The sequence below is a fragment of the Marinomonas algicola genome (assembly GCF_014805825.1).
Lineage (GTDB): Bacteria > Pseudomonadota > Gammaproteobacteria > Pseudomonadales > Marinomonadaceae > Marinomonas > Marinomonas algicola.
On record NZ_CP061941.1, the window covers coordinates 1592013 to 1617709 of the forward strand.

The window sequence follows — 25697 nt, forward strand, 5'->3', positions numbered from 1 at the left end:
TGGCTTTAGAATTGCCACAATACGCTGATGTGGTGGGAGTAGGGTAGAGCTAATAAATCTTGCTCAATGCTCGCGTTGAGTTTTTTAAAATCCGTATTTTCTGGTGTAGCTAAGGCTTTACCTATAAGTTCAATTTCTAGGCCGTGTTTTAAATAATGTAATTGAGTACGCTCTAGATCAATATAGTCGGTATGTCTGCGTAAAATAAATCGCAGGTCGGCCAGAACTTGATCCCTTTCATGAAAAATGGCCGTTCTTTTTTCTCCTTTATGGGTTACACCTTCAGGATCTATGTGGATTAAGACGTCTTCAACGTTAGTATGATTTGACTTGATTACTTTGATGAGCTTGTCACTTATGTAATGGCCTTCACTTACACTGATATAAGAAGGCACGTGCACATGCATGTCTAAGTAAATTTTCCCGGCCATTGAGCGAGCCCGAATATCGTGCGGTGTCATGACATTTTTTAGGCTGCTGGCCGTTTGAGTGATTTGTTCTATGATTTTTTTATCGGGCGAGGTATCCACTAACTCTGCAATGTTTTCTAGAATCATTTCAATGGCAATTTTACCGATTAGCAGAGCCACTAAGATGGATGCCACTTTATCAGCCCAAGGCCAACCAAGGTAAACGCCACCTAACCCAGCGAGTACGGCTACTGAAGAGAGTGCGTCACTACGACTGTGCCAGGCATTTGCAATGAGCATCTTACTGCCGATCTGTTCACCGGCTCTCCTTGTATAATGAAAAATAGCCTCTTTTACCACAATGGTTACTAGAATTGCAGCCAAACCGTACCATGTCACAGTCGGTATACTGTTGTTAATAAAGGTGTCTAGTGCGATACCCAGTGCAACAATAATGAGAACGAGTCCAAGGAATACTGTTGTGAGAGTTTCAAAGCGACGATGGCCGTATGGGTGTTCGGCATCAGGTGCGGCATGTGCATTATTGGCCGCAATATAAACAAATACATCCGTCACTAGATCAGACAAGGAATGAATGCCATCGGCGAGCAATGCCTGAGACTGAGATAAATAGCCCGCCGCAATCTTAGCGAATCCAAGAACGGCGTCCCAAACGGCTCCAACCAAGGTTACTTTCTTGGCAATTTCTTGTTCTGTAATAGTGTTCTTACTGTTTGTCATATAAGTCTAATGTTAATTTATTGGCTAAATGGCGTGTTGAATGCGGTTGGTTTTTATTGAATAAGCTAACTTGGGGTTGAATGTTGTTTGTGCGGCGGCTGTTTCTCCCCAATGTTATCCACCTAAATTGTGGACAACATTGGGGAGCCATGGTTTCGCTTTTAGATTTGCGAACAATGCTTGATTATAGCGCTTGGTTAATTTCAAACCAAAGACTATAAGAAGCAAAAAATTCTCTAAGAGTTAACGTCATTAAGGCGAAATTCGCGTCAAGGTCTGCCAAACCCCCGCCCTGTGAGTCACTGAAAGCTTGATCTTTAAGCGTGTCATCAAATTTCACTTTACGAAGTGTTAAGTCTTCATGCAAAACAAAGCTTAATTTTTCAGTCCATTTAAGGCCAAGGTTGCTAACCATCATGCCTTGTTCTATATGACGAGTAACGTCTTCGGATAATGGGTCCAATGATTTAAAACGTATTTTAGCCTTATCTTCTGAGCTGTCTTGTATTTCACACTCATCGCCGGTTTCTAAACTGGCTGGTAGGTCATTTTTTAACAGCCAATCACTCATGATACTGGAGGGTGAGACTTGTGCTTGCAACGGTGCCATGGAGAAGCTTCCAAGGGTTGTTTGCAATTGTTTGAATAACAGCTCGGTTAAGCCTGCATTTGTGCTATTAATGACTAAAATTTTTGCCGTTAAATCAAGATAGCACCAAATATCCGAACGTTTAGAAAAAGCCTTTGGTCTTAACGTAAAGATCAACTCATCTTTGAGGTCTGTTTTTTCTTTTCTACCGACTTTCCGGCCTTCTAAAATTTCAATTTCAGAAACCTTATTCTCCAATTCTTCGCGAACAACAGAAGAGGGTAATACTTTTTCTTCTTTGCCTGCTCTTAACATTAAGCAATTGTTACCAATAAGACTCCATTGTTCACTTTTTCGTATAAGAGGTAACCAACCAAAAGAGAACTCTTCTTGACTGCCGCATTCTTTAAGAGGGAAGTCAGGTAACTTGTCGACTAATTCATTGGTATCGAGTGTGTCTACGTTTTTGAGTTGGAAAATTTGAATATTGTTAAACCACATGGTTAGCCCTTAAGTGCTTCTTTAAAATGTTTGCGACATACAGATAGGTATCTATTATTTCCACCGATCTCAACTTGAGCCCCTTCTAGAACGGGATTCCCTTCTGTGTCAACTCGAATGACCATAGTGGCTTTCCGGCCACAATGGCAGACTGTTTTTAATTCAACAAGTTTATCAGACCAAGCTAATAATGCTTGGCTACCTTCGAATAATTCACCTTTAAAATCGGTGCGAATACCAAATGCAAGAACAGGAATGTTAAGACGGTCGACAATCTCTGTTAATGCATACACTTGTTCTTTTGTAAGGAATTGCGATTCGTCGATAAGAATACAATCAATTTTTTGAGTCTCGAGTGTTTCTTTAATACTTTGAAAAATATTGGTTTCTTTATCAAATAATTGAGCTTCAGCTGAAATGCCAATTCTAGAGGAGATCTGGCCGACTGCATAGCGATTATCTAAGGCGGCGGTTAATAGTAATGTCTGCATGCCTCTTTCTTGATAATTATGAGCAGACTGTAATAAAACAGTGGATTTTCCAGCATTCATTGCCGAAAAATAAAAATACAATTTTGCCATGGGTTTATTCTGTCGTTAGTGGTAATTTATCTCATTATAACAAACAACAGCGTGTAAGAGGTTTATATGTGGGGAAAGAGTAAACAAATCCAGCAACTAGAAGCGAAAGTAGAGTCTCTTGAGCTGGATAGAGTGTCTTTGAGTCAAGAGCTGTCTGAGTTACTCTCAAAGCATCAAGTGGCTCAAACAGAACTTGAAGCCCTGCGTTTTGCACCCAAAGATAAAGCAGTAGATGGTTTATTAATTGGTGGTATGGGTCTTTTAGAGGGCATAAGGGACTCCATTGAAGGAAGTATGCAAACCTTAAGCAATGAAAGTAAAAAGCTAGTTAATTTTGAAGAAACAGCAAAAGAGAGTGCCGAAGCAATGAATGCTTTGGAAAAAGCCATTCATGTCATTCAAACGGGTGCAACAGAAAGTAATGAAAGTGTTAAAACCTTAAAAACACTGGCCAGTAATATTACTCAATTTGTAGGCATCATCAGTGGTATTTCAGAACAAACCAATTTATTAGCGTTAAACGCCGCTATCGAAGCGGCGCGTGCTGGTGAGCAAGGACGAGGTTTTGCCGTCGTGGCTGATGAAGTTCGCTCGTTGGCGCAAAAAGCGGGTGATGCAAGCTCTGAAATTGCACAATTGGTCGAGGCCATTGAAAAGAATACAGGGATTGCTGATAGCCATATTAATACGGTTGCAACAGGTTGTTCAGAGTTGGTTACCTTAACCGGAGAAACCGTAGTTAATGTTCAAAATGTTATCAGCACGGCATTGAGTACGCAAAAAGAGCTGGATAATGAAGCGACAAACTGTTTTCTTCATACGGTAAAAATGGATCATATGGTATGGAAAGCTGACATCCATCGCCGTTTTGCGTCTGATAAAGTCGCTGATACATCGGGTATATCCAATCATACTAATTGCCGATTAGGCAAATGGTATGCATCTGAAGGGAAAGCACTTTTTCAACATAATTCGGCGTTTAAACAAATTGATGAACCTCATAACGACGTTCATCGCTATGGTATCGACGCATTAGAAGCAAAACGAGCGGGTGATATTGATAAAGGCATTCAGTTACTTGCGAACATGGAGTCCGCAAGTGTCAAGGTCATTAATTTATTGAGTCAATTAGAAACGCGCTAAATCGGACGTTAGTGCTGTATATTTGATTCCGTCTAAAGCGTGCTGACTTAAGGTTTTTTACTCTTTAAGGGTGCGCTTTTTTCGACTCCCTTTTTGTTTCGAAAAAGCGAGAGCGATTTGCATAGTGAGCCATTCCGCCCGCTTTATATCTTGCTCTAAACATAACGCATCCAGTTTTTCCACTGTCTCTTGGTCAAGCGTTATCTCAAGCCGTTTAAGTCCCTGTTTTTTGTCTTTTTCTCTCTGTATTTTTTTATTTTTTTTAAGTTGATCCTTTCTCGATAAAGGCTGAGTAACGGGTCGGCCTCGTGTTTTACCAAATAAATCGATAGTATTGCGGTCTGAAGATGATTTTGCCATGTTAATGCTTACTAAGGGTGTTTAAAAAAATGGAAATAGAAGAATTTGAATCCATTATGATGACAGTAATGGTATCTGGTTTATGTCTTTTCTTATTGTTTATTATGTTTGATTTAGCGCGTAAAGCCAATGCTGGTCGATTGGGTACTTTTATCATTGTGGGTGGGTTAGGTTTAGGAATGATGGCGTTTGCGCTAAAAGGAATTATTATCGAGTTGTTAACGGGTTTTTCTGGTTAACAACTCGTTAGGCCATTTAGGTGACTGTTTTGTATTTTTAAGTCACCTAAATGAGAATAACATTATTGATTGAGAGTGATAAAATCTAACAAAATTTCTCCCGCTTCGCGTTCATAACTGTCTTCATCGGCAGGAGTGATGTCATCGATTGTCTCAACTTCTTCTAACCCAAGCGCTCTTCGACGTTTGTTTTCGCGAGCAATTTCATCCTGCTCACCGGTCTCTTGTTGTTCTGTTCTAACTTGTTTATTTAACGAAATGGATTTAATCCCTTCGGTTTTTTCTTTTATATAATCAATTTGCTCAAGGACTGAGATGAAGTTCGGGTCTTTTTTGATGCGATCTTCATGTGCTTTCGTCAATTTAGAGGTCATTGATGGGATATCCCAATAAACAGGGTAACGCGTTTCATGAATTTGATCCCATGGGAGGGGATTCTCAAGAGCACTTTCACCCACACTTTTTTCATCTAACAGTGATGGAAAAGCAATATCAGGAATGACACCTTTGTGTTGTGTACTGTCACCAGAAACACGATAAAACTTCGCTTGAGTTATTTTAAGTTGGCCTTTATCAAGTGGCTGCAGCACTTGAACTGTCCCTTTACCGAATGTCTGGCCGCCTAAGATAAGGCTTCGGCCATAGTCTTGCAACGCCCCAGCAACAATTTCAGAAGCCGATGCGCTCATTCTATTGACCAATATGGCCATAGGACCGCTATAGGTTACACTACGGTCTTGATCGCCTAAAATATTAACTCGTCCGCTGGCGTCACGAATTTGCACTGTAGGCCCTGCAGGAATGAAAAGGCCAGCGAGTGCATTAGCTTCTTGAAGAGAGCCGCCACCATTACCTCTCAAGTCTAAAATTAAGCCAGAAATGTTTTCTTTACGGAGCTCTTCAATGAGCTTTTTGGTATCACGAGTGGAACTTTTATAGTTCTTATCACCGGCTTGAATAGCGGCAAAATCAGAATAAAAGGTAGGTAATTTAATAACACCAATTTTATAGGTTTCACCTTCTCTTTCAACTTCAACAATGTGTTTTTGAGCCGATTGATCTTCTAACTTTACTTTTTTTCGAATAATGGAAATAATTTTACTGGTTTGGCCGTTACCTTTTGAAGGAATGATTTCAAGATTGACAACGGTATCACGCTCTCCTCGAATCATATCGACAACGTCATCAAGTCTCATGCCAACGACGTCTATCATGTCTTTTCCGTCTTGACCTACCGAGATGATTTTATCGTTTGGTGCTAAATCACTTTGCGTGGCGGCAGGTCCGCCTGGTACTAGCCTTACCACTTTCGTGTCTTCATCTTCTTGTTGTAAAACGGCTCCGATCCCTTCAAGAGAAAGGCTCATATTGATATTAAAGGTTTCAGAGGCACGGGGTGCAAAATAGCTAGTATGGGGGTCTAAGCTTAGGGTAATTGAATTAGCGAAGATTTGAAAAATGTCCATCGCATCGGTTTGTTCAATGCGTTTTAGTTGATTTTTATAGCGTCGTGTTAAGGACTCAATAATGTCCTCTTCACTTTTACCGTTCATATTAAGAATAAGGGCTCTATTCTTAATCCGCTTACGCCATACTTCGTCGAGTTCCGACTGTGTTTGAGCCCATTGAATGTCATCAGGGTCAATCGTAAGGGACTCTTTTTTTGTGTAATCGAAGTTTTTGACGATAGAAGGCAACGTTTTGAGTAATTGATCGAGTCGTATTTCTAAGTGATCTAAGAAGACGTTGTAGATAACGTACGCGACGGACGTATCTCCCGATCTGAGTGCATCATCAAACGTCAGCTTATATTTTGCGAAGCTGTCTATGTCGCTTTGTAGGAAAAAGCTTTTGCTGGGGTCTAAGGAACTTAAATATTTGTCAAAAGCCATTAACGATATTTCATCATCGATAGCGGTTTTGTTATAGTGAACACGTTCTAGCATTTCAACAAGCTGTTGAGAGACTTTTTGGTTTTCTTCTAATGGCTTAAGTTCGGTATAGGCAAACGTATTGGAGGCGGAAAGTGTCGCCCCCATTAATAGGCAAAGAAATAAATTTTTATAATTCATCTGGATTCGGTTCTCTTAAATAATTATCCATATTCATTTTTGAAATCATATTAGACATGATGCAAGATGACCAGTTAATCCGTTAAAAAGTCTTTTTTAGATTCAGGCATTTAGAAAAATATGAAAAATCAAGCTTTTAATCACTCCTTATTATCATTTTTACGCAATTCTCCAACCCCGTTTCATGCCGTAGAGAGCATGAAGGCCACATTACTCGACAATGGTTTTACTGAATTAAAAGAAAAGGACCATTGGGTGATAGAGGAGGGTGGAAACTATTTTGTAACACGAAATGCGTCTTCGGTTATTGCGTTTACGGCACCAGAACTTAACTTTCATACGACAGGTTGGAGAATGGTTGGGGGACACACCGATAGCCCCTGCTTAAAATTAAAACCTAACGCTCATGTTGTGCGTTCCGGTTATCATCAATTAGGTGTTGAGGTATATGGCGGTGTGCTTTTACATACTTGGCTTGATCGTGATCTCTCTTTGGCCGGACGGATAACCGTAAAATTGGATTCTGGGGACAGGGTCAGCCGTCTGATTGATTTTAAAGACCCTATTGCCGTTGTACCTAACCTTGCTATTCATTTGAATCGCTCTGTAAATGAGGGGTTCTCTGTTAACCCTCAAGAAGAGATGCTGCCTATTTTAGGTCTTGCCAAATCAGAATTTGAATTACAGTCAGTGTTAATGACTCAAATTGAAAAACAATATCCAGGGTTGAATGTGAAAGAAATTCTGGATTTTGAATTATCTTTATACGATACCCAAGCGCCCGCTCTTGTAGGATTAAATAAAGAATTTATTTGTTCAGCTAGGTTAGACAACTTATTGAGTTGTTTTGTCGGTTTAGAAGCCTTGCTTGCTGGTTTAGACAGTAAGCAGCCTGCATTATTAATTTGTACGGATCATGAAGAAGTGGGTAGCTTATCGACTAGTGGGGCGAACGGTCCTTTCTTAGAGGATGTATTGCAGCGTTTATCGCCAAATCCTGAGCATTTTGTACAAGCCATTAATCGCTCGATGTTAATTTCTGCCGATAATGCCCATGGTTTACATCCGAACTATTCCAGTAAACATGATAAGTTGCACGCTCCGATGATTAATTCCGGTGCCGTGATTAAAGTCAATAATAATCAACGTTATGCAACGAACAGTGAAACAGCAGGTATCTATCGTGATCTTGCCAAGCAAGAAGGGTATGAGGTACAAACATTTGTTGTTCGCTCTGACATGGCGTGTGGCAGTACGGTAGGGCCTATTATCGCTGGCGGTATTGGTGTGCCGACAATTGATATCGGTTTACCGACCTTCGGTATGCATTCAATTCGAGAGCTTGCAGGCAGTGAAGATGCCTATGGTTTGGCTAAAGTATTAACCCGCTTTATGGATACGCCTGTACTAATGTCTAATGAAGAAAAATAACGCAGCCTGATTTTTTTAGGCTCGTGTATAAAAAAGCCTCCTGCATAGTCTACATATGCGGAAGGCTTTCTTTTATCCTTAACTGGTCCTTTATTGAAACCTAAAGTCTATTTTAACCAAGCACCTAATTTATGAATTTCGTCTTCTGTTAAATCACCCGTTAGCTCTAATAGATTCAATTTTTGAACAACAAACCCATAGCGTAGCTGTTCGTAAGTATTTTGCGCATCATAAAGGTTGGATTGAGCCGTCAACAATTCAACAAGATTACGTATTCCTGCATCATATCCAGCTTGGGTTGCTTCTAATGCACTTGTACGTGATTTTACTAGCTGAGCTTGTGCGTCTATCTGTGCGACCGATGTTTGTAAATCGAGATGCAGGCTGCGTAAATTTAATTCTAACGTCTGTATGGCCGCGGAACGAGACTCTCGTACAGCTTCCGTGTTGGCCGCTGCTTTGCGAACAGACGCATTAATCGCGCCACCTTTATAAAGAGGAATGCTTACTCCAATACCAATTGAGGCATCCGTTGAGGCACCATCGGAAGATCTATTCGGTGAAGAGTCTGAATCAGATTGGCTTAAAGAGCCTGTTAACACAACGGTAGGTGAACGACCATTCGATTTTTCAATTTGGATATTTTTTTCAGCGGCTTGTACAGCTAAATCGAGTGTTTTGATGTCCGTGTTCTGCTTTTGGGCAAGTTTAATCAGTTGCTCTATAGTCAGGTCGTTATCGAGCTTAATCTGATAGCCTTTCGATAATTCAGGGATTTTGGTTATATGTCTTCCCGTTCTCTGATATAGCGCTTGCTGGGCTTTTAATACATTAGAGTAAGCAGACAAAGACTGTACTTTGATGGCGTCATAAGCGGCTTGCGCATCTTGCAAATCAGTCACAGAGACTAAGCCCACATCGAATTGTTTTTTGACTCGATCTAATTGGCTCGCATTGCTTAAAACCTGTGCTTCGGTATTTTTCAACGCGGCTTGAGCGGCAAGTAGGTCAAAATATTCTGTAAGCGATTTTAGCGCTAGGTTTTCTTGGGCATTTTCATAATCAATGGCTGCACTATTAAAACCTATTTCAACAGCATCGACGGCATAGCTTAATGCAGGAGAATAAATAGGATAATTCATATCAAGTGAAAGAGAGTTTGATAGCACGTTGCCATCATAAGATTTGTTGTCTGTGTCCGTGTATCCTAAATTGCCATTAAAGGTAATGCTTGGGAATAAATTGCCTTTAGTAATGACAACTTCTTCTTTTTGAGCATCATAAGTTGCGGCGGCTGAACGTAAGCTTGGGTCATGTTCTTGCGCCAGTTTATACACGTCGAATAGTGACTCTGCATAGGTGTTGCTTATGCTTGCTGCTGCAATAACCGTAGCTATAATATGCTTTTTCATGAATATGTTATGCCCTTAAGTATGAAAAATAATAATATTACCTCAGAAGACAAAAATGCACAGCTATCTTATGAGTATATCTTATATAAACGACAGCCATATTTATGCAGACTGATCGTTTATCTGGTTAATAAAATGAATTATTGTGTCAAGGTTACTGTATAGCGTAACGTTTTTGTTTGCTTTGGTGATAAGGTTCCGATGAAGCGTCGAGAATGTATCCCGTTAGGTTCTGATGACGCGCCAGAGGTATTCGAGATGATGCCGTTCATATTGTGAGTAATACTGTAGTCTTTTCGTTCTGTCGATAGGTTTTTTAACGAGAGCTCCCATGTCTGAGATAAGGGCAAACTTCTACCCGAAGCATTGATAAGTTTGAGCTCACCTTCAACATCATGGCTTTGGTTTGGTGAGAGTTCTAATGTTTGATCTAAGCGGGTTTTTTCTAAGAAAAGCGCGCTGCTCGGTAAGAATAACTCTCCTTTTTGCCAATAAGTCTGATAATTACCCGGTAATGTTTCCTGGGTCAGTTTTACTTCATAGGCCTGCTGGAAACGCATCGATTGCTCCCCTAAAAACTGGGGATGCGTCGCTACATCGGATTTAAGCGTGCGCTTAATAATTGACAGTTCTTGTTCTTGTATAGGGATGAGATATTCGGATAAAGGCTCAATATCCAATTCTCTGTTCATTAATGGAATAATGATTTCGTCGTTTGCATAGCTTACTGATGGCGAGGCATCTGCTGCTGCGGAGTACAATCTTTCTGTTTTAAATCTGATATTTTGATTCGGTGTCTGAGACAGATGCAATATTGGGCTGTGTAAAGTGATGTTTTTATTTGATAAATTTGAGATCAACGCATTTTCGATTAATTTAACCGAATTGTCTTGAAATAGAATACTTAACTTTGGCTGCCAGGATAAGCTTTGTGTTTGGTATGTAATATTTCCTGTATAGGTGTTTTGTGTCTTATCATTGACCTGGGATGTTTTAGTGCTGGGAATCAGATAAAAATCTGAGATAGGCAGTTGTACGGATTTGGCATTTATTTTTAAGGAGAAGGTGTTTTGTGTTACTTGAGTCAATTGTCCCTGAAAATTTAATGCTCTTGTTTTGTGTTCAACTTTCACTTCTTGGTTTAAATGTTTGATCCAATGCGTTAAATGATTGTCTAAAGCGCTTGATATACCAGTAAAATTTTTATCTAGAGGGAGGAGGCTGCCCCCTGTTATCGGTAGTTTTGGCTCTTTATTTTGTAAGTTTTGTTCTACAATTTGGCTCGAACCAAGACCAATAACAGCGTTGATGTTTGTTTCATTCGCATAGCTGTGGTTGCACGTAAGCAGCGAAATGGAAATAGCCATAGCCGTCGTGCTTTTAGATAAGGTAATCATTTTTAATCCTTCTAAACAATGAGTCGATATAGAGTGGCAAGTTTCATGTTACTCTTTTATATCATTAAGGTTATCACTCATTATGGAAAAATAAATAAGGTAATTTGTGCAAAAAAAAATACTTCTTGTCGATGGTCTAAATCTAATTAGGCGAATTTATGCCGCGTTAGAGAGCGAACTGGATACCATAAGACGAATTGAACGAACTCAAAGTACGTCAATTGATACATTGACACGATTAACAAAACAATTTCTCCCTTCTCACGCTATTGTGGTTTTCGACGCTAGTGGAAAAACTTGGAGGCATACTATTTTTCCCGAATATAAATTAGGAAGAGTGCCTATGGATGATGCGCTATTAGATGCGCTACCAGAGTTTGCTAAGCTATTTCGTTTTAATGGGATTGTGTCTATGCGTTTAACGGGTTGGGAGGCGGACGATATTATTGCCACATTAGCCGTAAAAGCAGCACAGAATAATATAAAATCTTATATTGTTTCCACTGATAAAGGATTTTCTCAGCTATTGGGAAATTCAAATATTTTGCAATACGATTGTTTTGCTAAAGTAGGATACGACAAGGTATGGGCGGAAGAAAAATTCGGCCTCCCGTGTGACGAATTAACGGATTATTGGGCGTTGGTTGGAGATACAACAAATCGTATTCCCGGTGTGATGGGCGTGGGTCCGAAAACCGCATTAATAATTATGCAAAAGAACAATACAATCGAAAAAATTTATAATGACTTAACTGGGTTAAGCGAAAAACAGCAAAAAATGTTACATGGACATTATGAACAGTGCTTATTAAGTCGTCAGCTGGTGACGTTAAAAACGGATATTGATGTAGGGGTACGTTTATCCCAACTTACTTATCCACGTAACTGAATTATAATAATATGTAAGAAAAGGCGAGTTAGCGTACTTTTCTATTATAAACACGATTATAATGCCTTCAAATTTGAAACAGGATAAAGAGAGAACGCATGTCTGAAGTAAGAACTCGCATAGCCCCTTCACCAACGGGCGACCCTCATGTTGGAACCGCTTATGTTGCGCTTTTTAATATGGCTTTCGCGAAAAAAATGGGTGGTAAATTCATTCTTCGCATAGAAGATACGGATCAAACTCGTAGTACTCCAGAATCCGAAAAAATGATTCTAGATGCTTTGAAATGGCTTGGCTTAGATTGGGCAGAAGGGCCCGATGTCGGAGGACCTTATGGACCATATCGTCAGAGTGAGCGAGGTGATATTTACGCTGAATACGCAAAAGAGTTAGTTGAAAGTGGACACGCCTTTTATGCTTTTGAGACCTCTGAAGAGCTTGATCAAATGCGTGAAGAGCAAAAAGCTCAAGGTTTGCAGCAAAAATATGACGGTAGAGCGCTGTTATTGAGTGAGGCTGAAATACAGGCAAAACTTGACGCGGGAACGCCTTACGTTATTAGGATGAAAATTCCTGAAGAAGGCACCTGTGTTGTTGAAGACATGTTACGAGGTCAAATTGAAATTGAGTGGTCTCAAGTTGATATGCAAGTCTTGTTGAAAGCCGATGGGATGCCTACCTACCATTTAGCAAACGTGGTTGATGATCATTTAATGAAAATCACCCATGTTATCCGCGGCGAAGAATGGATCAACTCGGCGCCAAAACACATTTTGTTGTACCAGTACTTTGACTGGGATATGCCGACATTGTGCCATATGCCCTTGTTACGTAACCCAGATAAATCTAAGTTATCGAAACGTAAAAATCCAACGAGTATTCTTTATTATCAGCGTATGGGGTATTTACCAGAAGCGGTAATTAATTATTTAGGTCGTATGGGTTGGTCAATGCCTGATGAAAGAGAGAAGTTTACTCTTGAAGAAATGATTGAGCATTTTGACATTCAACGTGTTTCTTTAGGTGGCCCAGTTTTTGATGTAGAAAAACTAAGTTGGCTAAATGGTACTTGGATTCGTGAGAATTTAACTCATGATCAATTTGCCAGTAAGTTTGTTGATTGGGCACTTAATCCCGAATATCTTATGCAAATTCTTCCGTTAATCATTCCTCGTGTTGAAAAGTTCTCTGATGTGGCGGATGTGGCTGGGTTCTTCTTAAAAGGATTGTTGCCAGTTACCAAAGAAGATTTTTCAAGCGTTAAAATGGAAGAAGAGACTTTACGTAAAGCCATGCAATTTTCTCTTTGGAAGCTTGAAGCATTACGTACATGGGAAAAAGACGACATTTTTGCTGTATTGAAAGAGTTAGCTCAGGCATTAGGCGTTAAGCCAAAAGACTTCTTTGCACCATTGTTTGTGGCTATTTCAGGCTCCACAGCTTCTGTTTCTGTATTTGATTCTATGGCGATATTGGGTCCAGATTTATCTAGAGCAAGGTTGAGAACGGCTGTTAATGCGTTAGGTGGACCATCTAAGAAAGAGGCAAAACGCTGGGAAAAAGAGTTTCTAGCACTATAAAGAAAAAGTGCAACGCATAACGTAAGTAAAAAAAACCAGTATCGAAATACTGGTTTTTTTTGGTTTACATAACGTTCATACTACGCAGTGGCTAGTCCGTAGTGAATACCCGTGTTTTATTGTCTAAGTCACTGACCAACTCATGTATATGGTTTGTGTTGCCAGCAATGCTGTTGATTGATTCTGTATCTCCTTGAAGTTGCTGTGCAATGCTATCCATATCTTGACTCATACTAACGGCTGTTTTGGCTACCTCTTGAATAGATCTTGCCATATCAACAGAAGACAACGAACTTGTCTGAGCGCTCTGTTCTATGTCTTTCATTGCGGTTTCTGCTTTTGCGCCATACTCTTCAATGGCTTTCAGGCTTTCTTGCCCGCTTTCCATTGTTTCAATTGCGTTTTTAGTCGAACCTTGAATAGTGCTAACTATTTCAGTTATTTTCGACGTGGCATCAACTGTTTTTTCGGCAAGAGAGCGGACTTCATCGGCAACGACGGAGAAGCCTCTTCCGGCTTCACCTGCTCTCGCCGCCTCAATGGCTGCGTTCAATGCAAGTAAGTTTGTTTGGTTCGCAAGGTCATTGATCATGCCAATGACATTGTCAATGTCTTTAGACAGTTGACCAAGTTCGTTAAGCTGAATACCCGTTTTCGTAACCACTTCAACGGTTTTACTTAAGTTGGATAGTGCGCCTTTTATGGTTTCGGCTCCGGTTTTAGCGGACTCATAGGTTTCTTGAGACTGTCTACTTAAACCTTCCGTCGTGCTAGAAATACTTGAAATTGTAGTCGATATCTGATCCGTTGCGGCCGCCAAGGAATTGGTCTGTAAGCTCACAGACCTGTTACTATCTGCAATACTACTAACCGAGGTATTAAGATTACCAACCATACCATTGACTTCTTTGGTAGTAGAAATAACATCGCTGATAACAGAACTAAGTCCAGTAGTCATTTCATTCACAGAGCTGCATAAGGCATCGAACTCATCATTTCGTTTTGAATTAACAGAAAGACGAGCGGTCAGATCTCCTCCTTTGACTTTCGATAAATCTTTAATTATTTGATTGAGAGTGTTGTTAACACTTTTACCAATGCTCGCCATCATTAAGGCGGCAATCAGGGCAACAATCGTACTCACACTGATTAGTGTAAAACTTGCTTGGCTCGACATTGATTTCGCCGCTTGTTGGGCTTCAGTCACGACGTTGTCAATGTAGACGCCCGTTTCTAGTCGAGAGTCAATGAATAGCTGTCGTTGTGTGGTAAAGGTTTCAGAGGCGGCTTTTAGGTTTTTATCTTGAGCAGCAAATAGTTGAACAGCTTCATAATATTGATTGATCACCTCCCCAAATCTGTCCTCTAAGCCAAAGTTGATTACGCGCTTATAGAATTTGTCGTATTTATCTTGAAACGTAATCGAGTTTTCTTCAGTTGGCTCAAAAATGTAGTTTTTTTCAGCTTCCCTGACCGGCAGAAATTCTTGCTTTATTAAGCTTAGAAAGGACACTTTCTCAAATACATTCAAGCCCAGTGTCTCTATTGATCCCATTACCCCAGAATTGATGTCAAAACCAATAATATGGCGCTGTTCTACCAGTTCACTTAATGCCATCGAATATTGAGTTAACAATTGTTTGGTGTTGCGCAGTAAGTCCTTCCCTTTTTTTTCCTCAAGAATGCTAACGTCTTTTTCTAACGCATTAGAGTAGTTCTCAGAATCAGAATTGATTTCATTAATAAATTCTTGATAGTTGCTGTCATCAATAGAATTAAGTCGCTCATATTTTTCCATCATGGTGATGGTAAGACTGTCCAAGTTCTTCTCAACGAGCGAAAGGTTTTGCAACTTCGCGGCTGACTTTTCTTGAGATTCTAGTCCATTCAAAGCGACTATCGTTACAATCACAAATCCAACAATCGCAGAGGCCAGTAAGGCGATTAGTTTTGACCGAAAACTGAGGTTTGATAACATAACGCTTCCTTTAATTATTTTCTTTATGAGGACAAATATAGTTGATCTGTAAGGTAATTACTAACATAAAATCAAAATAATTCACAACTTTAGCGAAAGGCTATGATTCGCTTCAACACTTTTTGAACTAAAAGTGTGTAAGCTTTTAATGTTTTTTCGTAATGAATTGTATTCGATTTTTTTTGCCTATCTTATTTTTTAAATATGGTAGGCTGGAAGTTCAATTTTTATAGGGTTACTGCTTTCAAATGTCACCTTTCCTTTATATCTGGCTTCCCCTGTCGAGGTGAACTCAAACTGATACTCCCTCTTTATCCTTAATTGGCCTTTTGACCAAATAATACGCCATTTTTGTAGCGCCACAGATTGATCCAATAATTGTACGTCATGTTTTTTGCAATGAGTTTTGACATGAGCTAGGGCATTCTCCCGTACCGAGTTAGCATTCCACCAAAAATAGCCAATAGCCGCTAAAATAATAAAAATTACAATATCAATTAGTTCAATGTACATTTTTTTCTCAAATAGTCATAAGTATTGAGTGTAACTAACTGTCTTGATTATCAAGATAGTCGCTGCGGTTTAGACCGTATTTTTGCATTTTTTGATTTAGCGTCCGCCTTGGTAGCTGCAATATCTCTAGCGCTTCCTGGATATTTCCTTTGCAGCGCTCTAAGCTTGAGTCGATTAAGCTTCTCTCATAATCCTGAACTTTTACGCTCAGTGGAAGAGGACTGTATTGGTAGTTCGGCTCTTGTGTATGATAGCCATTTAAAATTTTTGCAATCGTAGTGTTTGGCTCTAATACGTAGCGTAATGCAATGTTGCGCATTTCCCGTATATTTCCAGGCCAACTGTATATCATGAGTGTTTCATGGTCGATAGGGCTGAGTTTTTTTATAGGGACACCTCTTTCATCCGCAAATTGCCGACAGAAATGTTTAAACAGCAATGGAATGTCGTCACCTCTCTGTCTTAATGTTGGTAAATGTATTTGAGATACATTTAAGCGAAAGAAGAGATCCTGCCGAAAGCCATCTAAACGTTGCAAGTCTGTTTTTGCGGCGGCAACTACCCTTAAATCGACCTTGGTAGATTGATTGCTGCCCACCCGTTCCAGTGTATTTTCTTGTAATACCCTTAGCAGTTTTATTTGCATTGCGATTGGCATACTTTCAATTTCATCGAGAAAAAGGGTCCCTTTGCTGGCGTTTTCAATTTTACCAATGCGCTTTTTGTTGGCTCCAGTAAAGGCACCCGCTTCGTGGCCAAAGAGTTCGCTTTCAAACAGTTCAGCTGGTATTGCTGCGCAGTTAATGGCTACAAAGGGGTGTTCAGACCTGTGACTGGTTTTGTGTAACGCCTGAGCAACCAGTTCTTTTCCGCAACCGGTATCCCCATAAACAATCACATTGGTGTCCATTTTAGCAAAGGTATTTATTTGTTCTCTGACCTGTTTGATTGGGTGGCACTGGCCAATAATTAGCTCTTCAAGGCCTTCAAGACCATCTAAATAGCGGTTCTGATAGTGTTGATTGAGCCATAGTTGACGCTTTTCGATGGCTTTTTCAACTGTGATTGACAGCCTTTTTGGGTCAAACGGCTTTTCCAAGAAGTCAAAGGCGCCGTCTCTTAATGAGCTAACCGCCATGTCGATATCGCCATGGCCAGTGATTAAAATAACGGGTACCTGAGGATCTTTTTCTAACAGTTTGGCGAGTAAGCTGAGTCCGTCCATAGGTGACATTCGGATGTCGCTGATAATGACACAGCTTTCATTTTCGCTAAAATCATCCAGTAGCTGTAAGGGGTTGGTGAATTCAACAACATCATGGTCAGATAACCCCAGCCATTGTGACGTTGTTGATCTAACGAGTTCGTCGTCGTCAATCAACCAAATTTTAATACCGGAAGGTGTTTTTTGATTTTGCATCTATTCTGCTCTTTGTAGTGTCAAGGTAAAGGCTAGGCCACCGAGAGGAGAGATACCCGCAATCAGTTGTCCTTTCATATCATTGGCTAAGCTTGCGCTAATAGCGAGCCCAAGGCCAAGCCCTTTACCAACAGGTTTGCTTGTATAAAAAGGCTCAAGTAAATGAGGTAGGATGTCTTTATCAGCGCCCGGCCCATTATCACTGAATTCAATAATGAGGTTCCCTGAATTTTGATCAAATGTTGTATTGATTTGAATCTGTGGCGAAATGGATTGTTCCTCACACGCTTCAAGTGTGTTTTTTATTAAGTTGGAAAAAATTCTTTCGAGTCGACTGGGCTCAGCAAAAACGTAGGGATGAGAGAAGTCCTTTATAATACTCAATGAACGTGTTTGGTCGCCTAAACTGATTAGTGCATTATCAAAGCATTCTTCACAATGTGTTTTAACAAGATTCTCAGGTCTTCGATATGCCAATACTTTTAGCTCGCTGGTTAAGCTGTGCATGCGACTGACGAGTTGTTCGAGTTTGACTAAGGTTGCTTGAGCTTCTTCAATATTATTTCGTTCCAGTAGCAGTTCAGCGCTATAAACCAAAGTGCGTATTCCGGTTAAAGGCTGATTAAGTTCATGAGCAATGGCGGTTGACATCTGGCCTATCGCGGCTAATTTCTCACTTCTTAACAGTTCTTTTTGTGTTTTTTTAAGGGTCGCCGTTCTTTCCGAAACGCGCAATTCTAATTGTTGGTTTATTTTAGTTAAGGCCTGCTCAGCACGCTTTCTTTTGCTGATATTGATCACAGTGACTAAATACCCTTGTGAATCTGACCATTCAATCGGCGAAACGGACAGCAGGGCAGGAAAGCTTTCGTTGATTGATTTTTTTAAAACGACTTCCTGCTCAATGAATTTTTCTGTGCTGCTATTTTGGAAAATTTGATTTAGTCGAGCCATCAATTTGGGATCGCAGAGATCAACCTCGAGAAGGTTGTATAAAGACGTGCCCACTAATTCGTGTTCTTGCTGAAAGTAGCGATGACCTGTTGGGTTAATAAAAGAAATTATACCTAAATGGGTCAACTGAATTAAGCCAACGTGTGTGTTTTCGATAAGAGCGCGCTGCAATTGAGTATTCTTTGAAACTAAGCGTTGGTTTTCGACGGCTGAGGCTATTTTAAGGGACCGTTCACGTCTATAAAGTAAAAAAGTGAGGATCAGAGAGATTAAGATAACACCGCCAAAAGCGATAAAATTAGCGGTTCGAACAATTTGTTGTAATGGTGTTAAAAAGTGCAAAGTCCAAGATAAATCGTCTAGCAACACGTTTTGTAAGAGAAACTTTTCACCATTACTCTCATATATCTTAGATTCGGTCTGATCTAAAAAACGAATTGGGGTGAGTTTTTGATCCCATTTTAGGTCAAATATATTCTTAGAATTGTTTGCGATAAAAGTCTGGTGGCTTTTGCCGGTAATGGCAATTAAGTCGCCGACAACTGTCCAGCTCTCGATGAGTCGATTTAAATTTACTCTGACACCTATTGAACCAGTGATAACGGTATTTTGATAAATTGGTGCCAGTACTAAGTGAGTAACCTGTTTATTATTTTTGTTGTAGCCAGTTAATAGTATGGATTCCCCTTTTTGATCCTCTAATTCAATTTTCAAAATGTGAGGTTCAAAATAATGACTTAAATCGTCGGAGTCAGATTGGGTGCTAGAAATGAGCACTTTACCTTTGTCATCCAAAACAAACCAAGCTTGTGTCTGAGAGGCTTTGTTTAAGTCTTCTAGTTGTCTTTGAATGGATGTTAAAAGTGGGGCGTTATTCGTACTGGTTCCGTCTGTCAAAAAGCGTCTTATACTGGGGTTTTCTGTTAGCGTATAAGGCAAAAAGCGATAGTCTTTCAGCTCTCTTCTAAGATCGGCGACGTAAGTTAATAGCTGGTCTTCACCTGCTCGGTGTTTATTGATTAAAAGCAATTGTAGAGAAATGGCTTGAACGCCCCAAAAAACCACATAAAGAGCAATGAGGCTGGTGACAAAAAAGAGCGCTTTATTTTTTTTATAGGGAATGCTCATAATTGGCTATTCAATTAGGTTGTGTGTTTGTGGCGTATTATTAATATTTTTACTCAAATGCAGTTACATTAAATTATATGAGCTTAGTAATGCAATTCCTAAACTGGTTGTGAAAATAGACGCTAGGGTAGTGATTACAATAATGTTCGCTGCAAGCTTATCATTGCCTCCAATCGACTTGACCATGACATAGCAAGCTGCTGCAGAGGGAGCGGAGGACATCAGTAACAGCACGCCCAACTCCATGCCTCGGTAACCTAAAAAATAGCCCCCTAAGGTGGTAACCAAAGGAATAACAATCAGCTTACCAAATGATGAAATAAACGCATTAGAGAAATCTTCTTTCATGGTTTTAAAGCTAAGTGACGCACCAATACACAGTAACGCTAAGGAGAGCGTCATTTGTGCGAAGTAGTTGCCTGTTTTTAAGATAATATCAGGCATTTGAATGCCCAAATAAGAAACAACAATCGCGGACAAAATAGCGAGTATTAAAGGGTTTTTTATGATCTTGAGTAAGGTGTTCTTTAAATCGGCGTTTTTATTTGCGGCACGATTTAACGTGATAACAGACAAAATATTAAAAAGTATAGTAACACCACCAAGGTAAATTGACGCGACAGAGTAGACGTCTTCTCCATACGCGTTGACGCAGTAGGCCAGTCCGATAATACCCATGTTTGAGCGAAAGGCGCCCTGAATAACAACACCACGATCAAGTTTATTGGGGATGAATTTAGCTGAAAAAAGTTCAAGCACCAGATACAGTAAAAAGACAGACGCAATGCCATATATTACCAATGAAAAATCAGTGCCTTCAGTAAAAGGGGTCTTGATAATGCTCAAAAAAAGTAAAGCGGGTAAAGTGACATTGAAAACCAGCTTTGAACCCACATCAACAAAATTGTCATTAATTAGTTTTATTCTATAAAGGACGACCCCCAATACCAATATAATAAATATTGGCATTGTGACCGATAACGAGAACTGCAGAACATCAAAAAAATTATTCAATGAAATGGTCTCTAGTCGTTATTTTCAAAGCGATAACCTGCACCATAAACCGAATGAATAACATTTAGCTCTGGCGCAATTGCTGAAATTTTCTTACGTAATTTTTTAATGTGGCTATCAATGGTTCTATCACTGACGACACGGCTGTCGGTATAAATGCTTTTCATTATAATTTCACGGCCAAAGACGCGTCCCGGCTCTTTAATCAAAAGCTGCAGTAGTTGGAACTCAACTGTTGTTAGGTCAATTAATTCACCCTTGTAAGTAGCTCGAATGCGGTCGACGTCAAGTTCGAAGCCGTCTGTTTTAGGTTCTTCAATTTTATCAAGCGACACTCGGCGTAAATTAGATTTTACCCGAGCGACTACTTCACGAGGGCTAAAAGGTTTGCAGATATAATCGTCAGCACCCATTTCAAGGCCGATTAATCGATCAATTTCTTCCGCTTTTGCGGTTACCATAATAATGGGTACTGAGCTGAATTGGCGTATTTGTTTACAGATTTCAATGCCATCAAGTCCTGGAAGCATTAAATCTAAGAGAATTAAATCCACTTGTTCTTTTTTGACGTAATCGACAACGATATCGCCTCGATCAAGATGGTGATGTTCGTAACCTGACTGTTCTAAATAGGCGCTAACAAGCTCGGCTAGTTTGATTTCATCTTCAACAATTAAAATTCTGCTCATAATATTTATCTAATCCTGCTGGTTTAACGGTAGATTGATTTTGATTCCTAAGCCACCTTGAGGCGAGTGATATGCACTCATACTACCATTGTGGCCATCAATAATCTGGTTGCAAATTGCAAGTCCTAAACCTCGCCCGCCAGTAGCGCGATTACGAGAGTTCTCGACTCGGTAAAATTGTTCAAAGATACGGTCTTTATCTTCATTACTCACGCCAGGCGAAGAGTCTTCAAAATGAATTTCAATAACGTCAGCGGTTTTACTTAACGTTATAAGTAATGATCCGGGTGCATCGGTATATTTCAATGAGTTATTCATTAAATTAGAAAACAGCTGGAACAACCTGTCCCTGTCTGCCATGAGTGCATACTTGGTTTTTTTCTCAACCTGTAAAGTTAGTTCAATATTCTCATCATTAAAGGTTCGGGTCATCGCTTGCACGGTATCTTGAAGTACTTCATCGATGTTCGATGGCTCCATATGATAATCCAAGCTGCCCATATCGTGCATGGATAATTGATTAAGATCATCAATCATTCGACCAATGTGCATGGTTTCTTGTAACAACGACTCTAATGACTCTGGTGACATTTTTATAATACCGTCCTGCATGGCCTCAATTTCACCGCGTAGAATAGCCACGGGAGTTCTCAGTTCATGAGCTGTATCCGCCACCCAACGCTTTCTCGCTTGACGTGTTTTGTCGAGAGTTTTTGCTAAATTATTAAGATCTCTTCCCAAATCAGCCACTTCATCATGACCTTTTACTTTTAATCGAGTCTCAAACTCCCCGGCCGCTAATTTCCTGGTTGCCCTTCTCATAGAGCAAATGGGTGTACTCAGCCACTGGGCGAGTGGCCAAGTAAGCAAGGCCGCAATGGTTAACATAAAGGCAGAAATCAGCAAGAGCGCTTCACCTTGTTGTTTTACGAAGCGCAATGTGTGATCTTGAACCAACTCTTTAACAGATTTGAGTCCAACATAGCCGACCGTTTCAGAGTTTACTATTACAGGTTCCGTTTTTACTTTTTTAAATGCGCCTTTACCGATAATGGGCTTTTGGTTTTTATCAAACAAAAGAAAGCGGGTTCTAAAATACTGAGAAGGATAGATTAAATCCAAGTTAGGGGTTGAGGGTGGTGGAATAAGGTCTCGCATATTTTGCAGCTTAGCTTTCTTCCAGTTCACTTCTTGGCGAATCTCTTCAACCAAAAAATCCCAATTCTTGTAGTAGAAATACAAATTACCACTGCGAGTCGACATTTGCTTTACGAACTCTGCGTCTCTTTCGTCTGTATAGCTAACGAAGCCTTTGTCAAAGCTCCATTGAAAAACCTGCCACATAGAAACAATTACAAGCACGTTACTCAATACAAAAATGGCAAAGAGTTTGTGTCTTATTTGAAAAAAGTGGAAAGGGTTTTTCATTTTGCTCGCTTAATTTCGTGATTATGTACGACTAACTTTATATTAAAATAGTTAGTTTATCCTGATATAACAAGGATATGCTTATAAAGAAATTAGAGCTAGCACTATGCTGTGTAAAAAATAAGGAACTCAAATCTTATCTGTTTTAACTGCAAGTACGTAAATGTACGCCCTTCATCGGATAATCGGCTTGAAAAGGGAGTGGCTAGCATCTTATTAAAGTCAATGCCCCTTATTTTATTTGCTTTTTCTGACTGACTTTGTCCAATAAATAATAAATAGATTGGTACGGGATGCCTGAATGTTCGCTTAATCCTATCTCACAGGTGCGACTGCTAGAAATACCCAATTTGGTGTTTTTAGGCAGTTGTGATTTTAACGTTCGTAATGCCGAGGCATTTAACTCAGGGGTGAAGAACCCTTTATCCCCTGCAAAGCCACAGCAAGCAATATCATCTGGAATAAAGACATTTTTACTGAGTGTATTGGCGAGGAGTATCATTTTATCCGCTAAGCCGCTTTTCGTGGTGCTGCAGGTTATATGAAGGCTGATCAGCTCTTCAGTTGGGGTGATATTAAGGTTTGGTAAAAGGTATTTGAGGGCAAATTCAATAGGATCATAGCACTGTAACGACACGGGTCCTTGTTCTAGCGTTCTGGCAACGCAGGGGCTGGTATCAAAGAGAACTGGATAGCTTCCGTTGTTCGAGGCTTTTTTTATTGACGTGATTAGCTCATTGCGTTTGTCCTGAGCAACCTCTAAAAAACCTTTGCTTTGGAAGGGCATGCCGCAACATAAATCGCTCAGGTTATCCGGTAAGATAATGTCGAAGCCAGCCTTATGGAGCAGTTCGTAAATCAGTTCAGTAAGCGGTCGTTGATCTTCTTGGTCTGGATCTATGCCCATTGTGCGAGCGGCACAGGATGGGAAATACACCACTTTTTTTAACGCATTATTTGACTGAGGGAATAGGGTAGAGGGTTCTGCCCATGCATTGCTTTTAGGTAAGTTTGGACGCCACTCACCGACCATGCCTCTAGTCAATGCATTCGTTGTTTTGGTCAGTGTGCGCATTAATGTGTTGCCAAAAATATACCGGCCTGCATTTGCTATGGTTAACCCTAATTTGACGCCCTTTGTTGTGGTGGAAAAATGTTCCGCAATCCAAATTGCCTTGCGCTCACCTTTATTGTTGTTTTCCTTTCTCAAAAAGCGCGTAAGGTCGCCTGTATTGATGTCTACAGGGCATAAAGTGCTGCATAAACCGCAACCCGCACAGGTGTCATCACCATAGAACTGGTAGTCTTTACTCAGTGTGTTTAACCTTTGTTCATCGTCTTTATCGTGCTTTAGTCGGGAGATTTCCCTTTGCACAACAATTCTTTGTCTTGGTGTCAGTGTCAGGTCTCTAGATGGGCAGCTGGGTTCGCAAAAACCACACTCGATACAAGCGTCAATAAGTGGGTTAGAAGCGGGGAGTGGCTTGATGTTTTTTAAGTGGGCTTTGGGGTCATTATTTAGGATTACGCCCGGGTTCAGTAGGTCATTAGGATCAATAATGGCCTTTAGTTGTTGCATAACTTTGTAAGCTTTAGGCCCCCACTCTTTTTCTACAAAGGGCGCCATGTTGCGTCCTGTTCCATGTTCAGCTTTTAACGAGCCTTGGTAGCGTGTCACGGTAAGCTCTGTTACCTCTTCCATTAGCCCTTCATAACGTTGCTGTTCTTCGACACTGTCAAAGGATTGAGGGAAGACAAAGTGCAGGTTACCTTCTAAGGCGTGCCCGAAAATAACCGCATTATGATAATGCCATTTTTCAAACAGTTGATGCAGATCCTTAACGGCTTCGGCAAGTCGTTCAACAGGGTAGGCGACGTCTTCGATTAATACGGTACTGCCGGTAGTTCTAACCGCGCCGACGGCTGGGAAAATGCCTTTTCGAATGGACCAGTATTGGCTGGTTATCGCTGGATCTTTCTCAAAAGGGGCATTGAGACTTGTGTTAATACTCTGATTGGCAAGTGTCTCACTAATGTCTTGTATCTGTTGGTTAAGCTCGGCATCAGTGTTGGCACGGGTTTCAACCAGTAATGCGGCACTGCCTTTTGTTAAGGATGGCATCAAAGGAGACATGGTTTCATGATGACGGACGGCTGATAGGGCTGGCCAATCCATAAGCTCAACGGCTTCGATTGGACATTGTTTGAGTACACCGACGGCTTTGCAAGCCAGATCAACAGAGTCAAAAAACATCAAAGATGACGCTTTAAAGGGAGAATCGATAACCGTGTTGTAGCGGATTTCTGAGATAAATCCTAACGTTCCCTCTGAGCCAATCATAAGGTGTTGTAATATGTCTATTGGGTCTTGATAGTCTATAAGGGCGTTAATGGCATACCCGGTTGTGTTTTTGAGGCGGTATTTGTGGCGAATCTTTTCAGCCAGTTCCGAGTCCGCTTTAACTGTGTTTGAGAGGTCGGTCAATGCGTTTAATAAATCCGACTTTTGTTTCTTAAATGCCGTAACCGAGGTTGGGTCGGCCGTATCAACCTTAGTACCGTCAGCAAGGATCAGAGTCATACTGTCCATTGTGTAATAGGTATTTTGTGCTGTACCACAACACATGCCGGAGGCATTGTTAGCGGCAATACCGCCAATTTTTGCGGCATTGATTGAGGCTGGATCAGGACCAATTTTACGGCCATAGGGTGATAGATACTTATTTGCTTGCGCGCCGCGTACGCCAGGTTGAAGGGCTATTTTGAGTCCATCATCCAGAATTGTGTGTCCATTCCAACCATCTCCCAAAGTAATCAGGATGAATTCTGTTATCGCTTGGCCTGATAGACTGGTTCCGGCTGCACGAAACGTAACGGGTATTTTGTGTTTTTGAGATTTTTTAAGAACGTCGACAATGTCCTCTTCGCTGTTTACCTGAATCACGGCTTTAGGAATTAATCGGTAGAAGCTAGCATCGGTGCCATAAGCAAGCGTGCGTAAGCTATCTTGTATAATTCTATCCGATGGGATGAGGCTAGATAAGTCATTGAAAAATTGTTGAAAGTTCATAATGCTCTCTATATTGGTATTACCAATTTTATTATTTGTTAGAAAACTGTAATAATAATCTATGCTTTAGTCAATATATTTAGGATTTATATGGTTTTTGGATGAATAGTATTGGTAATACCATTTTATTTTTTTGTTGTGAGGATTCTTTGATAAAT

20 protein-coding genes and 1 pseudogene are annotated in these 25697 nt (G+C 40.3%); 6 read left to right on the plus strand and 15 right to left on the minus strand.

The genetic code is table 11. From position 1 onward, the window contains the following. Positions 1–5: 5 nt before the first annotated feature. The 3 genes from IEZ33_RS07185 to IEZ33_RS07195 all read right to left on the minus strand — a co-directional run bounded on the left by IEZ33_RS07185 (position 6) and on the right by IEZ33_RS07195 (position 2822). Entirely contained in the window at positions 6–1151 is a 1146-nt protein-coding gene (locus IEZ33_RS07185) for a cation diffusion facilitator family transporter (RefSeq protein ID WP_191603005.1), read from the minus strand. A 184-nt stretch (positions 1152–1335) separates the two neighbouring features. Further along, positions 1336–2241 carry a recombination-associated protein RdgC gene (locus tag IEZ33_RS07190; protein ID WP_191603006.1) on the minus strand — a complete coding sequence of 302 codons (906 nt, stop codon included), beginning with the start codon at positions 2239–2241 and terminating at the stop codon, positions 1336–1338. 2 nt (positions 2242–2243) lie between these two features. Then, positions 2244–2822: a thymidine kinase gene (locus IEZ33_RS07195; RefSeq protein WP_191603007.1), complete on the minus strand. Its 579-nt coding sequence runs from the start codon at positions 2820–2822 to the stop codon at positions 2244–2246. Between the two features lie 366 nt (positions 2823–3188). On the opposite strand from IEZ33_RS07195, the pseudogene IEZ33_RS20995 reads away from it, so the two are divergent. Next, a pseudogene (locus IEZ33_RS20995) lies at positions 3189–3557 on the plus strand (methyl-accepting chemotaxis protein); the annotation flags it as partial. Positions 3558–3659: 102 nt separating this feature from the next. Then, on the plus strand, positions 3660–3965 hold the full coding sequence (locus IEZ33_RS21000) for a CZB domain-containing protein (protein WP_240009692.1): 306 nt from the start codon (positions 3660–3662) through the stop codon (positions 3963–3965). Between the two features lie 57 nt (positions 3966–4022). On the opposite strand, the gene ybfE is transcribed toward IEZ33_RS21000, so the two are convergent. Further along, the gene (ybfE, locus tag IEZ33_RS07205; protein ID WP_191603009.1) at positions 4023–4325 is read right to left on the minus strand and encodes a LexA regulated protein; all 303 of its coding nucleotides are present in this window, start codon (positions 4323–4325) and stop codon (positions 4023–4025) included. A gap of 29 nt (positions 4326–4354) precedes the next feature. Between ybfE and IEZ33_RS07210 the strand changes: the two genes are divergently transcribed. Continuing rightward, the gene (locus IEZ33_RS07210) at positions 4355–4564 is read left to right on the plus strand and encodes a DUF2788 domain-containing protein (protein ID WP_191603010.1); all 210 of its coding nucleotides are present in this window, start codon (positions 4355–4357) and stop codon (positions 4562–4564) included. A 62-nt stretch (positions 4565–4626) separates the two neighbouring features. On the opposite strand, the gene IEZ33_RS07215 is transcribed toward IEZ33_RS07210, so the two are convergent. After that, on the minus strand, positions 4627–6636 hold the full coding sequence (locus IEZ33_RS07215; RefSeq protein ID WP_191603011.1) for a carboxy terminal-processing peptidase: 2010 nt from the start codon (positions 6634–6636) through the stop codon (positions 4627–4629). Positions 6637–6756: 120 nt separating this feature from the next. Between IEZ33_RS07215 and IEZ33_RS07220 the strand changes: the two genes are divergently transcribed. Further along, on the plus strand, positions 6757–8067 hold the full coding sequence (locus tag IEZ33_RS07220) for a M18 family aminopeptidase (RefSeq protein ID WP_191603012.1): 1311 nt from the start codon (positions 6757–6759) through the stop codon (positions 8065–8067). A 107-nt stretch (positions 8068–8174) separates the two neighbouring features. Here IEZ33_RS07220 and IEZ33_RS07225 read toward each other — a convergent pair whose 3' ends face one another. Both IEZ33_RS07225 and IEZ33_RS07230 read right to left on the minus strand, forming a co-directional pair. Further along, complete coding sequence (locus tag IEZ33_RS07225; RefSeq protein WP_191603013.1) at positions 8175–9479, minus strand: TolC family outer membrane protein; 1305 nt, start codon at positions 9477–9479, stop codon at positions 8175–8177. Positions 9480–9619: 140 nt separating this feature from the next. Further along, positions 9620–10876 (minus strand): hypothetical protein, encoded by a 1257-nt coding sequence (locus IEZ33_RS07230; protein ID WP_191603014.1) that lies wholly within the window; start codon positions 10874–10876, stop codon positions 9620–9622. A gap of 106 nt (positions 10877–10982) precedes the next feature. Here IEZ33_RS07230 and IEZ33_RS07235 point away from each other — a divergent pair, with 106 nt between their 5' ends. Together IEZ33_RS07235 and gltX are read left to right on the plus strand one after the other, a co-directional pair. Continuing rightward, a complete protein-coding gene (locus IEZ33_RS07235) occupies positions 10983–11765 on the plus strand; it encodes a 5'-3' exonuclease H3TH domain-containing protein (RefSeq protein WP_191603015.1) in 783 nt (260 codons plus the stop codon). A 98-nt stretch (positions 11766–11863) separates the two neighbouring features. Then, complete coding sequence (gene gltX / locus IEZ33_RS07240; protein ID WP_191603016.1) at positions 11864–13345, plus strand: glutamate--tRNA ligase; 1482 nt, start codon at positions 11864–11866, stop codon at positions 13343–13345. A gap of 91 nt (positions 13346–13436) precedes the next feature. Here the strand turns inward: gltX and IEZ33_RS07245 are convergent, their stop codons facing one another. The 8 genes from IEZ33_RS07245 to IEZ33_RS07280 all read right to left on the minus strand — a co-directional run bounded on the left by IEZ33_RS07245 (position 13437) and on the right by IEZ33_RS07280 (position 25539). After that, positions 13437–15323 (minus strand): methyl-accepting chemotaxis protein, encoded by a 1887-nt coding sequence (locus tag IEZ33_RS07245; RefSeq protein WP_191603017.1) that lies wholly within the window; start codon positions 15321–15323, stop codon positions 13437–13439. A gap of 198 nt (positions 15324–15521) precedes the next feature. Continuing rightward, positions 15522–15836, minus strand: coding sequence for a DUF3301 domain-containing protein (locus tag IEZ33_RS07250; protein WP_191603018.1), 315 nt, complete (start codon positions 15834–15836; stop codon positions 15522–15524). 34 nt (positions 15837–15870) lie between these two features. Continuing rightward, a complete protein-coding gene (locus IEZ33_RS07255) occupies positions 15871–17256 on the minus strand; it encodes a sigma-54-dependent transcriptional regulator (RefSeq protein WP_191603019.1) in 1386 nt (461 codons plus the stop codon). Then, positions 17257–19338: a sensor histidine kinase gene (locus tag IEZ33_RS07260; RefSeq protein ID WP_191603020.1), complete on the minus strand. Its 2082-nt coding sequence runs from the start codon at positions 19336–19338 to the stop codon at positions 17257–17259. Between the two features lie 63 nt (positions 19339–19401). Continuing rightward, positions 19402–20352 (minus strand): AEC family transporter, encoded by a 951-nt coding sequence (locus IEZ33_RS07265; RefSeq protein ID WP_206696915.1) that lies wholly within the window; start codon positions 20350–20352, stop codon positions 19402–19404. 11 nt (positions 20353–20363) lie between these two features. After that, positions 20364–21041 (minus strand): response regulator, encoded by a 678-nt coding sequence (locus IEZ33_RS07270; RefSeq protein WP_191603021.1) that lies wholly within the window; start codon positions 21039–21041, stop codon positions 20364–20366. A 9-nt stretch (positions 21042–21050) separates the two neighbouring features. Next, positions 21051–22469: an ATP-binding protein gene (locus IEZ33_RS07275; protein WP_191603022.1), complete on the minus strand. Its 1419-nt coding sequence runs from the start codon at positions 22467–22469 to the stop codon at positions 21051–21053. 232 nt (positions 22470–22701) lie between these two features. After that, entirely contained in the window at positions 22702–25539 is a 2838-nt protein-coding gene (locus IEZ33_RS07280; RefSeq protein WP_191603023.1) for an FAD-binding and (Fe-S)-binding domain-containing protein, read from the minus strand. Positions 25540–25697: the final 158 nt, after the last annotated feature.

Bases quoted from the DNA above. Each gene is read 5' to 3' on its own strand.
- IEZ33_RS07245 (WP_191603017.1), bottom strand. From the start codon at position 15,323: ATGTTATCAAACCTCAGTTTTCGGTCAAAACTAATCGCCTTACTGGCC.
- IEZ33_RS07230 (WP_191603014.1), bottom strand. From the start codon at position 10,876: ATGATTACCTTATCTAAAAGCACGACGGCTATGGCTATTTCCATTTCG.
- IEZ33_RS07195 (WP_191603007.1), bottom strand. From the start codon at position 2,822: ATGGCAAAATTGTATTTTTATTTTTCGGCAATGAATGCTGGAAAATCC.
- IEZ33_RS21000 (WP_240009692.1), top strand. From the start codon at position 3,660: ATGGTATGGAAAGCTGACATCCATCGCCGTTTTGCGTCTGATAAAGTC.
- IEZ33_RS07260 (WP_191603020.1), bottom strand. From the start codon at position 19,338: ATGAGCATTCCCTATAAAAAAAATAAAGCGCTCTTTTTTGTCACCAGC.
- IEZ33_RS07220 (WP_191603012.1), top strand. From the start codon at position 6,757: ATGAAAAATCAAGCTTTTAATCACTCCTTATTATCATTTTTACGCAAT.
- IEZ33_RS07190 (WP_191603006.1), bottom strand. From the start codon at position 2,241: ATGTGGTTTAACAATATTCAAATTTTCCAACTCAAAAACGTAGACACA.
- IEZ33_RS07270 (WP_191603021.1), bottom strand. From the start codon at position 21,041: ATGAGCAGAATTTTAATTGTTGAAGATGAAATCAAACTAGCCGAGCTT.
- IEZ33_RS07280 (WP_191603023.1), bottom strand. From the start codon at position 25,539: ATGAACTTTCAACAATTTTTCAATGACTTATCTAGCCTCATCCCATCG.
- IEZ33_RS07185 (WP_191603005.1), bottom strand. From the start codon at position 1,151: ATGACAAACAGTAAGAACACTATTACAGAACAAGAAATTGCCAAGAAA.
- ybfE (WP_191603009.1), bottom strand. From the start codon at position 4,325: ATGGCAAAATCATCTTCAGACCGCAATACTATCGATTTATTTGGTAAA.
- IEZ33_RS07210 (WP_191603010.1), top strand. From the start codon at position 4,355: ATGGAAATAGAAGAATTTGAATCCATTATGATGACAGTAATGGTATCT.
- IEZ33_RS07215 (WP_191603011.1), bottom strand. From the start codon at position 6,636: ATGAATTATAAAAATTTATTTCTTTGCCTATTAATGGGGGCGACACTT.
- IEZ33_RS07225 (WP_191603013.1), bottom strand. From the start codon at position 9,479: ATGAAAAAGCATATTATAGCTACGGTTATTGCAGCAGCAAGCATAAGC.
- gltX (WP_191603016.1), top strand. From the start codon at position 11,864: ATGTCTGAAGTAAGAACTCGCATAGCCCCTTCACCAACGGGCGACCCT.
- IEZ33_RS07255 (WP_191603019.1), bottom strand. From the start codon at position 17,256: ATGCAAAATCAAAAAACACCTTCCGGTATTAAAATTTGGTTGATTGAC.
- IEZ33_RS07250 (WP_191603018.1), bottom strand. From the start codon at position 15,836: ATGTACATTGAACTAATTGATATTGTAATTTTTATTATTTTAGCGGCT.
- IEZ33_RS07275 (WP_191603022.1), bottom strand. From the start codon at position 22,469: ATGAAAAACCCTTTCCACTTTTTTCAAATAAGACACAAACTCTTTGCC.